This window comes from Sporosarcina soli (assembly GCF_042655805.1).
In the GTDB taxonomy this organism is placed as follows: domain Bacteria; phylum Bacillota; class Bacilli; order Bacillales_A; family Planococcaceae; genus Sporosarcina; species Sporosarcina soli.
This window is the reverse complement of record NZ_JBHSNO010000005.1, coordinates 966,901-981,056: the sequence shown is the minus strand read 5'-3', so window position 1 is coordinate 981,056 and position 14,156 is coordinate 966,901. Positions and strand designations below refer to the sequence as shown.

12 protein-coding genes and 1 pseudogene are annotated in these 14,156 nt (G+C 40.4%); 10 read left to right on the top strand and 3 right to left on the bottom strand.

Features of this window, described 5'->3' with window-relative positions:
- The first annotated feature begins 130 nt into the window (after positions 1 to 130).
- From ACFPRA_RS08800 to ACFPRA_RS08770, 7 genes are all read left to right on the top strand, one after another.
- Positions 131 to 1,849, top strand: coding sequence for a hypothetical protein (locus tag ACFPRA_RS08800; protein ID WP_381432858.1), 1,719 nt, complete (start codon positions 131 to 133; stop codon positions 1,847 to 1,849).
- On the top strand, positions 1,846 to 2,868 hold the full coding sequence (locus ACFPRA_RS08795) for a dipeptidase (RefSeq protein ID WP_381432855.1): 1,023 nt from the start codon (positions 1,846 to 1,848) through the stop codon (positions 2,866 to 2,868). The genes ACFPRA_RS08800 and ACFPRA_RS08795 overlap by 4 nt, the downstream gene beginning before the upstream one ends.
- Positions 2,850 to 3,650 (top strand): DUF3726 domain-containing protein, encoded by an 801-nt coding sequence (locus tag ACFPRA_RS08790; RefSeq protein ID WP_381432851.1) that lies wholly within the window; start codon positions 2,850 to 2,852, stop codon positions 3,648 to 3,650. The genes ACFPRA_RS08795 and ACFPRA_RS08790 overlap by 19 nt, the downstream gene beginning before the upstream one ends.
- 24 nt (positions 3,651 to 3,674) lie before the next feature.
- Positions 3,675 to 5,147: an aldehyde dehydrogenase family protein gene (locus ACFPRA_RS08785; RefSeq protein ID WP_381432848.1), complete on the top strand. Its 1,473-nt coding sequence runs from the start codon at positions 3,675 to 3,677 to the stop codon at positions 5,145 to 5,147.
- An 84-nt stretch (positions 5,148 to 5,231) separates the two neighbouring features.
- Positions 5,232 to 5,969 carry an IclR family transcriptional regulator gene (locus ACFPRA_RS08780; protein ID WP_381432845.1) on the top strand — a complete coding sequence of 246 codons (738 nt, stop codon included), beginning with the start codon at positions 5,232 to 5,234 and terminating at the stop codon, positions 5,967 to 5,969.
- 40 nt (positions 5,970 to 6,009) lie between these two features.
- Positions 6,010 to 6,453 carry a RidA family protein gene (locus ACFPRA_RS08775; RefSeq protein ID WP_381432842.1) on the top strand — a complete coding sequence of 148 codons (444 nt, stop codon included), beginning with the start codon at positions 6,010 to 6,012 and terminating at the stop codon, positions 6,451 to 6,453.
- 107 nt (positions 6,454 to 6,560) lie between these two features.
- The gene (locus ACFPRA_RS08770; RefSeq protein WP_381434834.1) at positions 6,561 to 8,165 is read left to right on the top strand and encodes a BCCT family transporter; all 1,605 of its coding nucleotides are present in this window, start codon (positions 6,561 to 6,563) and stop codon (positions 8,163 to 8,165) included.
- Between the two features lie 65 nt (positions 8,166 to 8,230).
- Here the strand turns inward: ACFPRA_RS08770 and ACFPRA_RS08765 are convergent.
- Positions 8,231 to 8,401, bottom strand: a pseudogene (locus ACFPRA_RS08765) (YibE/F family protein); the annotation flags it as partial.
- 496 nt (positions 8,402 to 8,897) lie between these two features.
- On the opposite strand from ACFPRA_RS08765, the gene ACFPRA_RS08760 reads away from it, so the two are divergent.
- Together ACFPRA_RS08760 and ACFPRA_RS08755 are read left to right on the top strand one after the other, a co-directional pair.
- Positions 8,898 to 9,473: a TetR/AcrR family transcriptional regulator gene (locus tag ACFPRA_RS08760; protein WP_381432839.1), complete on the top strand. Its 576-nt coding sequence runs from the start codon at positions 8,898 to 8,900 to the stop codon at positions 9,471 to 9,473.
- 27 nt (positions 9,474 to 9,500) lie between these two features.
- On the top strand, positions 9,501 to 10,889 hold the full coding sequence (locus ACFPRA_RS08755; protein ID WP_381432836.1) for a DHA2 family efflux MFS transporter permease subunit: 1,389 nt from the start codon (positions 9,501 to 9,503) through the stop codon (positions 10,887 to 10,889).
- Positions 10,890 to 11,307: 418 nt separating this feature from the next.
- Here ACFPRA_RS08755 and ACFPRA_RS08750 read toward each other — a convergent pair whose 3' ends face one another.
- Positions 11,308 to 11,541: a purine/pyrimidine permease gene (locus ACFPRA_RS08750; protein ID WP_381432833.1), complete on the bottom strand. Its 234-nt coding sequence runs from the start codon at positions 11,539 to 11,541 to the stop codon at positions 11,308 to 11,310.
- A gap of 91 nt (positions 11,542 to 11,632) precedes the next feature.
- Positions 11,633 to 11,950 (bottom strand): winged helix-turn-helix transcriptional regulator, encoded by a 318-nt coding sequence (locus ACFPRA_RS08745; RefSeq protein ID WP_381434831.1) that lies wholly within the window; start codon positions 11,948 to 11,950, stop codon positions 11,633 to 11,635.
- Between the two features lie 754 nt (positions 11,951 to 12,704).
- On the opposite strand from ACFPRA_RS08745, the gene allW reads away from it, so the two are divergent.
- Positions 12,705 to 14,153: an allantoin permease gene (gene allW, locus ACFPRA_RS08740; protein WP_381432830.1), complete on the top strand. Its 1,449-nt coding sequence runs from the start codon at positions 12,705 to 12,707 to the stop codon at positions 14,151 to 14,153.
- Positions 14,154 to 14,156 lie beyond the last annotated feature (3 nt).

Sequence of the window (14,156 nt, the reverse complement as noted above, 5' to 3'; positions counted from 1 at the left end):
TTGACAGAAAATAATAATGCGTTTACTATTAGGTCATAATGAATTATTCGGAATTGTTTTCCGATAATCGGGATTATAAAGTCTGGGAAAATCAGTATACAGATAAAAGAGAAAAGGAGGCATTTATAGGATGGTTAAAGAACTTGCCAAGCAAATGGATTTAATGAGGCCTGCTGCCGAAGTCATGCAGATTGAAAGGTTAGGCGCATTACGCTCTACAAGCTTAAGTTTCTTGAGAATACTAACACGTAAAATGATGAGAGAAGCATGGGAAATTGATAGAATTTCATTTGATTTAGATGCTGCCGGATATGGAGAGGCCGTCTATCACATAACCACTCCTGGAGGTTTATTCACATTTGTTGCATTTTCTCAAGAAATCGATGATGCGGATCGAAGTGATCGAGTGATCTCTGAAAAGTGGGATGTTACTTTCGCTCTTTGTGAAGGAAAGATTACAAAAGAAAAAAAGGACCGGCTACGAAACGAATTGCCGAAGCAGGAGTTTGGACGTGGAGATGTGCATGACCTTGTTTGGTCCCGGGCAAATAAAAGCGGAAGAATGTTTCAGCATGTATTAGAGGCATTAGTTAATGAAAAGCAACCTGATGCTGCTGTGTTAAATGAAGTAGGTTACCTATTTAGAACGACAGCAGTTTATGGAAATGGGAAATTTGGGATTGCTCCCTATGACAAAATAAAAGAAAATCATCCGTTTAGCGGTGCGTTTCAAGCGCAAATGGTTGCTGTCTATATGCTACGTAACTTTAGTTTTGAACTGATTGAACATATTGCTCGGATGCAAAATCCGAACGCGTCAAAATTGCACCCTGAACTGAAACGAATCATCGGAACTGGCAATGCAACCGGACTAGGCATGGTACCTTTTCTCGTTTCGCATCCGAAATTATTACATCAGTGGATTCATATTCGAGAAACAGCACTTGCACGAGTGAAAGGCATAGACCCTACAGATACAGATTGTAAGCGCTTTATCGACCTTCTCGAAAAAGTATGCGTTCATTTTCAAGAAACTGTTGCACCAAAAGTTGACGTTTTTCAAAGTCCAGCAAAATTGGCGGCCGGTTGCGAAATGATCAAGGGCTTGGTAAGTGAATACCGCGAAACTAAAACATTTTACGGAAATGATGTTGAAAAGCCGTGGATTCGTTTAACGGAAATAGCTAAAAAGGAATTATCGATTGAAGTACAGGAATTACTACACTCGTTATTAATTGAATGTTACGCGAAACGTGTTGAAGACTTGGAAGCGTGCACAAATGCACATGATGTGTATCAAGTTATTCCTGAAATGACGATTGAAGGGCTTTTGCAAATCATCAAGGAGCGCTATAGCTGGGCATTCCACTATAACTTCGAAAAAGAAGATGAAAAATATTTTTTCTGGTATCGATCTGTTGAAAAAGAAGAGCCGCGAATGGGCGTACGAGGCGAAGAGCCCGGGGAAGACCGTGAAATGCAGTTGAATATTGCAGAACAAGTGCAAATGTTACATAAGGAATTACAACGTCACGCAGGTGATGAGTTGGTAGCTGCATTTCTTTTGAAGTATCCAACATTCAAAGGGATTGTGAAAAGGGTCCAATCTTTAAGGGACTATGAATACAGTGAGATCCAATCGAACTTGCTTCATAAAAACACATTGCCGATCCATTTATTGAAATGCAAGCTTGCCATCTTTGGCGCCGAACGATTTGATCCCAAGTCCAATCGCTGGGTGCGAATTACCTTGTTCCAAGGGGCACCGTTAGTCGAAGAAATCGGCAAGGATGATTTTGAAGATTCTTGGGTATACCCACAATTGCCAACGATGGAGGATATGAAATGAAAAATCAAACACAAGATATGATCATAATTGATGCATTGGAATTAAGTAACTGGGATCGAGATTTCCTACTTTTGCTAAAGGAAGGCGGCGTTACTTGTGTACATGCTTGCTGTGGTCTATGGGAAAATGCCCGTGAAACTCTGACGAAAGTGGGGAATTGGCACCGATTTTTCAAAGACAATGAAGACCTTGTGCTTCCTGTTCATAAGGGAGCAGACATTCTAACAGCAAAACGCCTTGGAAAAATAGGCATTATCTTGGGAACACAAAACACTTCGGCACTTGAAGATGAGTTGGCACTGGTTTCCGTGTTTAACCAGCTCGGTGTGAAAATCATGCAGCTTACGTATAACAATCAAAATCTCATCGGATCAAGTTGTTATGAAGAAAGGGATTCGGGCTTATCCAGATTTGGAAAATTAGTAATAGAAGAAATGAATCGTGTAGGAATGGTCATCGACTTGTCCCATGTGGGAGAAAAAACGTCACTGGATGCGATTGCCGCATCTAGCAGACCCGTAGCCATTACACATGCCAATCCTGATTGGATATACCCATCTAGCCGCAACAAGTCCAAGGAAATCTTGACGGCATTACGCGGAAACGGCGGGATGATCGGCGTTTGTGCATATCCGCATTTAATCAATGGACATCAGACAACATTAGAAGAGTTTTGCCAGATGATTGTAGAAACTGTTGAGTTTATGGGTATTGACCATGTTGGAATCGGAACGGATCTAACTTTGAATATGTCGGATGAGTTTTTAGCTTGGATGCGAATGGGCCGCTGGACACATAACGTCGAATACGGTGCGGGATCAAAAGACAATCCTTCTTGGCCGAAATGGCCGGAATGGTTTGAAACACCAGCGGATTTTCCGAATATCGCGCAGGGCCTCTATCAGCAAGGAATGTCAAAAGATGACGTGTATGCCGTAATGGGAGGAAACTGGCTGAAATTCTTTGATGAAGGGTTTAAGGCGGAAAAGGAGCTGGCGAAATGCGTGTCTCTTATTTAGAAACCTTTTTACATTGTAAAAAAGTCTTTGAAGCCTGTGGATGCTCCTATGGGATCGCGGAAGACGGTGCCGAGATGGTCGCTTGGGGAGAGTTTGCTGGATTGGCAGGTTTAACGATATTAGCCAATGAAGTAGCGACATTGCAGTCATCTAGTCGTACCGAAATCCAATTGCTTGTTGAAAAAGAGGACGTTACCCTTCTCGATGGTGGCGGACAAAGTAGTTTACTAGTAGCGAAAGCAGTTGCAGATTATGCCCTTTCCAAATTAGGGCGGTCTGGAAAAGAGGTACTAGTTGTACAAAATACATCAGCTTCAAAACTTCTAGCAACACAAGCATCTTATGTTGCGTCGAAGGGAAAAGGGTGTGTCATTTCTTATCACACACATGAAAAAAAGCCCGTTCTGCTTTTAGCTACACAACGAACACAATACCCGGTCGTCATTGAAGGAAGGGCGGAACACGACTTGTTGGATCGTATGTCAAAAGAGTTTAATCAGGATGTGAAGTTAGGGAATGATCAATCAAATGGTTTTACGTTTATTTGTACAGAAGACTTAAGCCGGATTGATCGATTCATTGAAGAAATACTAGATGAGCCTTTTAATTCGTCCATTGATATCTATGAATCAAAGAAGATGGAGAATCAATGGAAAAAATCATGGGAAAACGGTGCAGAAGTTGATCGGGAGTTATGGGACGAGTTATACAAAACAGGAAGCAAGATCCTTGTTGAATCGACGGAACAATCAAGGCTTCGTGGTGCAGGGGAGCTTGCCTAAAATTTGAAAAATGGAGGAATCACAATGACAGTAATGAATGAGGTAAATACTTTGAAGAATTATATTAATGGAGAATGGGTTTCATCAAGAGGTTCTGAAATTCTTGAAATCTTGAATCCAGCCAATAAAAATGAAGTAGTGGGAAGGGTACAACAATCAACTGCAGAAGACGCTGAATCGGCCATTATCGCTGCTGAAAAAGCTTTTCGTTCATGGAATAAGGTTCCTTCTCCTCAGCGTGGCGAGTACTTATTCAAGATCGCTTCCCTTATGGAGGAAGAGCAAGAAGAGTTTGCAAGAATCATTGTAAAAGAAGAAGGGAAAACCTATAACGATGCCATCAAAGAAGTGCAATATGCGGCTGGAATTGTGCGCTATTATGCCGGGGAAGGCAGACGGATGACGGGTAGAATCATTGAATCGGATATGCCCAATGTACAGATTGAGACGCATAAAGAGGCACTTGGTGTGGTATTGGTGGTCACACCGTGGAATTTCCCACTTTCCATTCCTGCATGGAAAATTGCTCCGGCCATTTTAGCTGGAAATACAGTTGTCCTAAAAGCATCTTCAGAAACACCATTGACAGCATCGAAATTTATGGAAGTCATTGAAAAGGCGGGTGTGCCGGCTGGAGTGGTCAATCAGCTTATTGGACCGGGCAAATTAGTGACGGAGATGATTCATCATCCGGCAGTGAAGGCGATTACGTTTACGGGGTCCAATCGTGTAGGAAGACTCATTTACAATGAAGCGGCAAAAGATATGAAGCGTGTTTTATTGGAAATGGGCGGGAAAAATCCGTTGATTGTTATGGAGGATGCTGATATAGATGCGGCAGTCCAATTAGCGGCTGCAGGTGGATTTGGGCAAACGGGTCAAGCCTGTACAGCAACGGGTCGGGTCATTATCCACAAAAGTATTGTTGAAGAATTCACCCAAAAACTTGTTGCGCGTGCAAAAGAAATTAAAATAGGGAACGGTTTCGAAGAGGGGGTTGAGATGGGACCTCAAGTAAACGAAGGAGAAAGACAATCGACGCTAGCACTAGTGAAGTCAGCGGTTGCTGAAGGTGCAATGCTTCTCACTGGGGGCGGAATTCCTGAAATCGAAAATGGCGAAGACGGATTTTATGTTGAACCGACGGTGATTGGACATGTCACAACGCAAATGACAATCGCTCAAGAAGAAGTGTTTGGGCCTGTCATTAGTATTATTGAAATTAGCGATATAGATGAAGCAATTGAAAAGGCGAATGATATCGCTTATGGCTTATCAGCAGCCATTTGTACGAAAAACATCAGCTATATGAATAAAGCTTTGAGTGAAATTCAAGCAGGCATTGTAAAAGTGAACATGACGACGACAGGAACGTTTTTCCAAGCTCCATTCGGAGGATATAAAGAATCCAGTACGGGCACGTATAAAGAATTAGGTAGCGAAGCAATTGAATTTTATTGTCAAAATAAAACACGCTACATCAATTCAAATATCTAAGAAAAGATGAAAATGATACAATGACCACAAGAAGAATAGAGGAATCGCTTACACAAGCAAACTCTATATTGTGGAGGTAAGAAAATGAAGAAAACGCCAGAAGTATCTGCAACGGTTGTGCGAGCTATAAAAGTCGTCAATTATTTGAATGAAGTACCGAGTCCCCAAGGAGTAAGTGAGATCAGCAAGGCCTTGGGGTTATCATCTACAATTGTACACAGATTGCTTGCGACACTTAAGTCGGAAGGAATGGTCTTTCAAGATCCACGAACAAAATTGTATACACTTGGACCCATCTTTTTGGATTATGCCAATAAAATAATAACGGAAGTGCCGATTGCTCCTGTCATCGAACCGTGGTTGATTAAACTGCGAGATGTAACGGGCGAAACAACCGGCTTTTATGTACCCAATGGTCAAGTGAGAGTTTGTGTATTGGAATATGAAAGTCAGCAGGAAATTAGACGGTCCGTTGGTGTAGGAAAGCGGCTTCCGCTACAAGCGGGGGCAAGTGGACGAGCCATCCTTTCCTTCCAATCGGAAGATTTGCAAGAACGTATTTTGGGTTCTGTTTCGCCCGATGAAAGAAATTCGATTCGAAAACTACTGGACGAGACGAGAGCAAATGGATTTGCCATCAATGAAGAGGAAATTAGCGCAAATGTCTCGGCATTGTCGGCTCCGGTGTTTGATCAGCATCATCGTATAATAGGTGCGCTATCCATATCAGGTCCAAGTTTCAGATGGAATCGAAAAACGATGGAATCATTTATACCAATATTGATCGATTCGACAGAAGAAATTACAAAATCATTTACGTAAAGGGGCTCCTAATGATCTAGAAGCCTAGAAGGAGAGAGCTATGCGTCCAGAAGAAAAGCTATTGGAAATGGGAATCACTTTGCCTCAAAAACGAGCGAAAGGAGGTAATTATGTTTCTTGTGTGCAAACAGGAAATTTACTCTATCTATCTGGATCCTTATCATATGACACGATTGGAAAAGTTGGGGATACTTTATCAATTGAAGAAGGCTACCAAGCAGCGAAAGAAGCTATTTTATATGCATTGACGACGATAAAAGAAGAAGTGGGAGAATTATCCCGTGTAAAGAAATTCGTAAAGTTATTAGGTCTCATTAATACGACCTATGACTTTACATCCCAGGCGAAAGTGATGAATGGTGCTTCGGATTTGTTAGTTGAGCTATTTGGCGAGGAGATGGGAAGTCATGCAAGGACTGCTGTCGGAGTGATGTTGCCGCGCGGAGCTGCAGTGGAGATTGATGTGGTCGTTGAAGTGGAATAATGATTCCACTGTAAATGATCGTAAGCGGTTACATTTTTGGTTGGCAGTCTGGTTTTCATAATACTGCTATCAGTAGATGGATTCGATAAGGAGGGGAATGGTTTATGATGAAGGATCATACAAGGCAAGTAGATAGATCTGTACTACTTTGGAGTGGTGGCTCGTTAACGCTTTTTGTTTTGGCTTCTCTTATTAGTGTAGATTTTGTTTCGAATGCGGTAAATATTTCTTTTACTTTTGCAATAAAATACTTTGGAGCTTTTTGGCAAGTCTTACTCCTTGCTACATTTTTCATTGCAATTGGTCTAGCAATTACAAAGTATGGAAAAGTCAAACTTGGTCTGCTTGATAAACCCGATATTGGGAATTTCAAATGGATTGCGATGATTATGACGACATTACTTGCTGGGGGAGGCGTGTTTTGGGCTGCTGCAGAGCCAATGTATCATTTTATAAGCTCACCGCCTACATTTAAAGACGTGGAATCGGGCACTACAGATGCGGTCATCCCGGCATTAGCTCAGACTTATTTGCATTGGGGCTTCCTTGCTTGGGCAATCTTGGGGACATTGAGTACGATTGTATTAATGTATGCACATTATCACAGAGGGATGCCATTGAAACCACGCTCCCTTCTTTATCCGCTATTTGGTGAAAAAATCATGAAAAATAGTCGACTTGGAACAGCGGTTGACGCTTTTTCCATCATTGCAGTAGCTGCGGGGACCATTGGACCTATTGGTTTTCTCGGTTTACAGGCGGCTTATGGCATGAATGTCTTATTTGGTGTTCCCAATAATATGATGACGCAAATCTTGATTATCATCGGTGTCGTGGCAATCGCGACGATATCAGCAGTAACTGGGCTGCGTAAAGGCATTCAGTTTTTGAGTAATTTAAATGTTGTATTGACTCTTCTGTTAATGGTGTCGGTCTTACTACTAGGACCAGGAGGGTTTATCGTGGATACGTTTCTAGCCTCTTCAGGTGTTCATCTTCAGGAATTTATATCTCTTAGTACGTTCCGGGCGGATTCTGAATGGCTAGGCGTTTGGACCATTTTCTTCTGGGGTTGGTTTTTAGGGTATGGACCGATGATGGCCATTTTCATTTCAACAATTTCACGTGGACGAACGATTCGAGAAATCGTTGTGGCCATCGCAATCGTTGCACCTGTCGTCACTTGTTTTTGGTTTACAGTGGTAGGTGGCTCAGGCATTTTTTATGAGCTGGCTCAACCGGGGATCATATCGAATGCATTAAATAGCGCAGGAATGCCGGCAGCCATGATATCGATCACACAACAATTACCGCTCAGTGTGATTATCGCTCCTGCTTTTCTCATCGTAACCATCTTATTTGTTGTGACAACGGGTGATTCAATGGCTTATACGATATCCGTTGCGATTACGGGCGATAGTAATCCAGCGAAAAGTATGCGCGTTTTTTGGGCAGTCATTATGGGGGCAGTCGCGATTGTTCTATTAGCGATAGGCGAAGGAAGCATTGGAGCGATTCAGTCATTTATTGTTGTGACGGCCGTCCCAGTATCCTTACTATTATGTCCTTTATTATGGACTGCACCAAAAGTGGCAGGCATCTTGGCTCGAGAACAATTTAACATGGAGGAGATTGCAGATCGTAAGTTAAAAGTAGCTGTATCAGAAAAAAATGAAGCTACAAAGGATAAATTGCAGATTAGTGATGTTTAATCAGATAGATAACAAATGGTGCCAAGTTCTAAAATAATGCTAAGTTATTTTAGAACTTGGCACTATTATTTCCCCTCCATTCTCACAAAAAAATAAGCCGTGATCCAAGCGGTGATCGGAATGATCAAGGCGATCCCAATGCCAGCGCAGAGGATGGTAATCATTTCAGCGCCAAACACTTTGGAATTAACGATTTCCCCAAACGAATAGGACAAATTCTTAAACCAGATCAGCAATCAAAGAACAAGTATGATGTAAAAAAAGTTTGTTTGTAAGTCTTTTTTTACTTTTGTTGAAGAGGACATTCAACCGCAACCCACTAGTGTGAACAATTACGATTCGATGAATAGTGATTTAAACTAACAAGAATATTTTCTTCGGTCAGGGAAACACAGGACACGTAGTCGACAGGACGTAGCTCCGTGCATCGTAGTGGATTCAATGGAATTTTTTTTAATCACGTTCTTGTACACCAGGCAAGTAGATTGTTTTCCATAACACTATTAGTTTATGATGAACTTATACTTTTTAAATTGGAAAGTATAAAAATAGGTGTGGAGGATGAATAAAATAAGCGGAAAAATATATTCAATGACAGTTATCATCAACACGATTTGTAAAAATAAATAGCAACGCTTCATTTTTTTTAGTATAAATGTTAGTTATGACTAACTAACAATCAAAAGGATTGGCATATACAAATCGATTCAAATCGTAATGGGAGGGAACAGGATGCAAAATACTTCAGATAAAATACTTCAGGCAGCACTAACTTTAATGCAAGACAAAGGTTATCAATCGGTGACGATAAAGGAAATAGCCCAACATGCTGATGTGAGTGAAATGACGGTGTTTCGACACTTTAAAACCAAAATGGGCGTTTTTGAATCAGCCGTGGAAAAGTTTTCGTATATTCCACGCTTTGAAAAAATCTTTGCGGAGTATATTGTTTGGGATTTGGAAACGGATTTAACATTAATAGCGAAATCCTATTTTGAATTGATGAATAAAAATAAATCTATTTTTTTAATTGCTATTCAAGAAAGAAGCGATTTTCCAGAGTTAAATCAGGCCATCGCTAAAAATACGATGAAACTTAAAGAGCTCATTATCGCTTATTTCACTTCGATGCAAGAGAGAAATCGAATGAAAGAGACGAACGTCGAAGCGCAGGCAATTATTTTCTTAACAACGTTATATGGCTATTTTTCATCCACGTCATTATGGAAAGACCATTTCCTGCATGAATGGGAAGAATCGTTTTTAAGCAACACGATCCATTTGTTTTGTGAAGCACTAGAAAAATAAGTTTGATGGATAGGAGTTTGAAAATAGATGATAGCTGAAAAACAGTCATTTAATCGCAATCTTATTATTGGAATCTTGTTATCAGCGTCTTTTGTGACCATTTTGAATCAAACGTTAATCATTATAGCCATTCCCCCTATCATGATCGATTTTAAAATCGATCCGAGTCAAGCCCAGTGGCTGACAACGGCGTTTATGTTAACGAATGGCATATTGATACCGATTACGGCATTTTTTATAGAAAGGTTTTCAAGCAAGCATCTTTTGGTTGCTGCGTTAAGTATTTTTTCACTCGGAACGTTGATAGGCGCACTCGCACCTAGTTTTTCTGTTTTGCTTTTGGCAAGAATTGTTCAAGCCGTCGGGGCTGGGATAATGATGCCCTTAATGCAGACGGTTATGCTGACCCTTTTCCCACCTGAGAAAAGAGGATCAGCAATGGGGCTGGTTGGTCTTGTCACAGGGTTTGCCCCTGCAATAGGTCCAACATTAGCGGGCTGGCTCATTGTTCACTTCTCATGGCGATCCCTATTTTACACTGTTTTTCCAGTTGCTTTGATTGTTTTACTGTTAGCAATATTCCTGATGAAAAATGTAACCGAACAAAAGCAAGTGAAAATAGATCTTGTATCTGTCGTTTTTTCCACCTTTGGATGGGGCGGGCTACTTTATGGATTTAGTATCGCGGGTACAGCTGGATGGATGAGCGCGCAAGTTATCGGGGCAATTAGCGTTGGAGTGGTAGCATTATACATCTTTATCGTAAGACAGTTGAAGCTGAAACAGCCGATGTTGGAATTCCGCGTCTTTCACTCACCAATGTTTGCAGTTACAACTATATTGTCTGTCTTAGTATTTGCGATTATGGTAGGAACACAAACACTATTACCAATTTACGCGCAGGATGTAGTAAGCTTTACCGCTCTAGAATCAGGATTAATGCTTCTTCCAGGGGCACTGATCATGGGCGTTATGTCCCCGGTAACTGGGAAGATATTTGATAAATTTGGTGGTAAGTGGCTTTCTATAAGTGGCTTTACCTTAATTACGACGGCGTTGATTTTGTATGCAAACTTGTCACTTGATACAAGTATTGTATGGATTGCGACGATATTTTTCATAATGATGATCGGTGTCTCTATGATGATGATGCCGTTAATGACAGCCGGTATTAATGACTTGCCTGCCCATCTCATTGCCCATGGTACGGCAATGAGTAATACAATCCGGATGGTTGGCGGATCCATTGGAACTGCGATACTTGTATCCGTTATGAGTAATGCATCTTTACAGTCATCTATTCAACCGACTACACAAGCAACAATGGACGGGATTCAAAATGCTTTTCTAATTGCATCTATATTGGGAGGAGCTGGCATCTTATTGTCCTTCCGTGTAAAGCGCAAGAAGCATTGAATCGATGATCAATTGATGAGCCTCACCAGGAACATCTAGACGCTACTCCAGTTATTAAGGTGTAACAAATGCCTTTCATCACCTGATCGACAAATACATTGATAAATGTTGAATCCACGTTTCACTTATAGATAAGAATCTGAAAGTAGATAGGGCCGTATAGCAAATCCAATACTATATCTAAATTAATTGTATCTTGGATTGGACGATGTTAATCGGCCTGCTCTTTTTGCAGATGCCAATCCTGTTCTAATAAAATAGCAATCAGCATTCCGACCATCACGCCATTGCTAAACACATATTGCAGATGGTCGGCAAGGCAGAGAAGATTGTTGACGGTAAGAACATCACCCCTGTCCCAATCGAAAGAGCCGTACTTAAAATTGTCCTTTGGTCAAGTGGTTCCCTTAACACAGAACTAATACTGATACCTGCCATCGAAGTAAACGAAGCAATAATAGCAGCATGAGCAAAAAGAGAAAATCACACTCCTTGGTTGAATTGTAATCGACGTATCACTAACTCCCATCATTCCCTCTAGGAACATCCCACGTAGCTGGAAACCGAGGATAGTCAAGTAAACTCCGTTAACCAGCGGTGTAAACAATTTAAGTAATTTACTCATCCCGCCTGCTTCACCAATAACTGTCAACCAATTTCCCTGAAACTAATCCTCGACAGTATAAAATACTGATTCGTTATCTATTTTTCTGGTCATGTACTTTCAAATAGTACTTTAAGACTTATAACCATTTTTCAGCCCATGATTCTACAGATTTGAGAGCTTTCCCTAATTCCTTTCCTTTTCTTGTTAAGGAATATTCGATTCGCACTGGTCGATCTGCAATCACATTTCGAAGAATGATTCCGTATTCCTCTAATTCTTTGATGCGTTCGTTGAGCACGCGCTTACTCAAATCAGGAATATAAGCATGAATCTCACTAAACCGTTTTGGTTCATCAAGAATCGAATGAATGATAAGACCTATCCATTTTTTACCGATTAGTTGATAAGAATGTTCTACTTTATTACACAAATGCGTTTGTTGTATTTCTTCCATCATTTCTTCACCTCTCTTCCTTTTGGATATTATTAATTACCTATTAATTATTAATAATAAATTATTTTCACTTATTATACTACAGAAATACATCCGTCGGATATGATTTAAGTGTTTTTATGAAAAATACATAGTTTGTTGGCGCGTTATTATAGCATCTGCATTTTCGTTGCTTAACGTTATTGTGTGATACGAACGAAGAGTAATATGCACATCAATAAAAGTAGAAATGATCAATAAGGCTATTAGATTATGCGTTCTTTAAAGAAAGTCTTATGAGTAGGGAGACTTAGGCAAAGGATATAGTAGGATATCCAGCAGTCTGAAATTGAACAAAAGCGCTTGTTATAGAAGAATCCATTTAAATTTTAACAAAATCGACACATTTATATTGACGAATTGTAACCAGGGGTATATTATGTGTATATTAAGTTCATATGTTACTAAAAGTAACCTATGGATTGTGAAGGGAAGGAGAAGAAATCTGTACGTTTGTACAAATAAGGAAGTGCATGTAGGAAATCGAAAAGGAGAATATTTTGGACAAGGCCCATTTTTGAAGGATTTGGGGGTTGGAAAAGTATTTTTCAAGTTTACTCAAAGTAATTGAAGGTAGGAAATGAATATGCTATTCGGCTGAAATGGTTCATATAGCAGTGAATAATTAAATGCGGATCGACTACCCATACAAATGCCAGATAGGCTTGGATGAATGATCGAAATGCTAATTTGTCAAAATCAAGGAGGGTTTCGATTGGAGCAAATCAATCGAGAGCAATTAAAAAAAGCGGGTTTTAACGAAGACATTTTGCCGACAATTCCAGAAGATAAAAGCTGGAAAGTCGGAAATTATGCGTCAGTATGGATGGGTTCAGTTCATAATATCCCCAACTATATTGCTGTTGGTGGACTGTTTGCTTTAGGGATGTCTGTTGGACAAGTATTTTCCATAATCATGTGTGCGTCAATTTTAATAGCAGCAATAATGGTTCTGAATGGCCATGCAGGATCTAAATATGGCTTACCTTTTGCTATGCTAATACGTTCCTCTTACGGGACAAAAGGTGCAATGTTTCCAGGTGTGTTAAGAGGGGTTATTGCGGCGATCATGTGGTTTGGTTTTCAAACTTTTGCAGGAAGCCAAGCGTTATATATTCTCATCGCAAAGCTTTGGCCGGCGTTTTCAACATTAGGTGGAGACTGGAACTTTTTCGGATTATCATTACCCGGGTTAATTTCATTTCTACTATTCTGGTTATTTAATGTTGCTTTAATTTATGGAGGAATGGGATTCTTAGGGAAGTTTACAAATATCCTATCTCCGCTTGTTTATATTGTTTTTGGGGGTATGGCGATTTGGGCCATTAAATTAGCTGGAGGTATCGGTCCGATCTTGGCATATACAAGTGCAGGGGCTAGCGGAAATCCAGTCATTGTCTTTTTAGCAGGAATCACTGCATTAATTGCTGCCTGGGCAGCTCCAATTGTCAATGTCTCTGATTTCACTAGATTGGCTCGCTCTACGAAGGTTCAGGCGGTTGGCCAAACGGTAGGTTTAGTTGTGACTTATTTATTGTTTGCCATCGCAAGTATTTCGATTATTGTGGGCTCTGAAATTGCCTTTGGTACACCCATTTGGAATGTACTGGATGTTGTAGCTCGATTTGATAGTGCTTTTGCAATCGGGATATCGGTGCTAACACTATGTTTAACAACCTTATCGGTGAATGTAACGGGGAATATTGTTCCGGCCGGTTACCAACTAGCATCACTTTTCCCGAAAAAACTTACATTTAAATCAGGCGCAATGATTGCTGCTGTCATTGGAATTCTAGTCATGCCTTGGAAACTGATGGAGAAAGCGACAAGTATCTTTACATTCTTAAATATCGTTGGCGGCTTATTAGCTCCGATAACAGGCGTTATGCTCGCTCATTATTTTGTAGTGTCAAAAACAGAACTTGACTTAGGAGAATTGTATTCCAAAAACGGAAAATACAATTATAGGAATGGTTTTAATGGAAATGCCCTCATTACATCAACGGTAGCAGGGGTGCTGAGCTTAATCGGCAATTTCATCCCATTCTTTAAACCACTTTATGATATGTCATGGATTGTGGGCATTGTTTCAGCGTTTATTCTTTATAGTGTGCTGGAGTTGCGGAGCAATAACCGTGCTCGCATTGAAAAAACAGGCAAATGAAGA

Excerpts from the sequence above, each read along its gene's own strand:
- ACFPRA_RS08785 (WP_381432848.1), top strand. The coding sequence starts at position 3,675 with ATGACAGTAATGAATGAGGTAAATACTTTGAAGAATTATATTAATGGA.
- ACFPRA_RS08760 (WP_381432839.1), top strand. The coding sequence starts at position 8,898 with ATGCAAAATACTTCAGATAAAATACTTCAGGCAGCACTAACTTTAATG.
- ACFPRA_RS08790 (WP_381432851.1), top strand. The coding sequence starts at position 2,850 with ATGCGTGTCTCTTATTTAGAAACCTTTTTACATTGTAAAAAAGTCTTT.
- ACFPRA_RS08745 (WP_381434831.1), bottom strand. The coding sequence starts at position 11,950 with ATGGAAGAAATACAACAAACGCATTTGTGTAATAAAGTAGAACATTCT.
- ACFPRA_RS08795 (WP_381432855.1), top strand. The coding sequence starts at position 1,846 with ATGAAAAATCAAACACAAGATATGATCATAATTGATGCATTGGAATTA.
- ACFPRA_RS08770 (WP_381434834.1), top strand. The coding sequence starts at position 6,561 with ATGAAGGATCATACAAGGCAAGTAGATAGATCTGTACTACTTTGGAGT.
- ACFPRA_RS08775 (WP_381432842.1), top strand. The coding sequence starts at position 6,010 with ATGCGTCCAGAAGAAAAGCTATTGGAAATGGGAATCACTTTGCCTCAA.
- ACFPRA_RS08755 (WP_381432836.1), top strand. The coding sequence starts at position 9,501 with ATGATAGCTGAAAAACAGTCATTTAATCGCAATCTTATTATTGGAATC.
- ACFPRA_RS08800 (WP_381432858.1), top strand. The coding sequence starts at position 131 with ATGGTTAAAGAACTTGCCAAGCAAATGGATTTAATGAGGCCTGCTGCC.
- ACFPRA_RS08780 (WP_381432845.1), top strand. The coding sequence starts at position 5,232 with ATGAAGAAAACGCCAGAAGTATCTGCAACGGTTGTGCGAGCTATAAAA.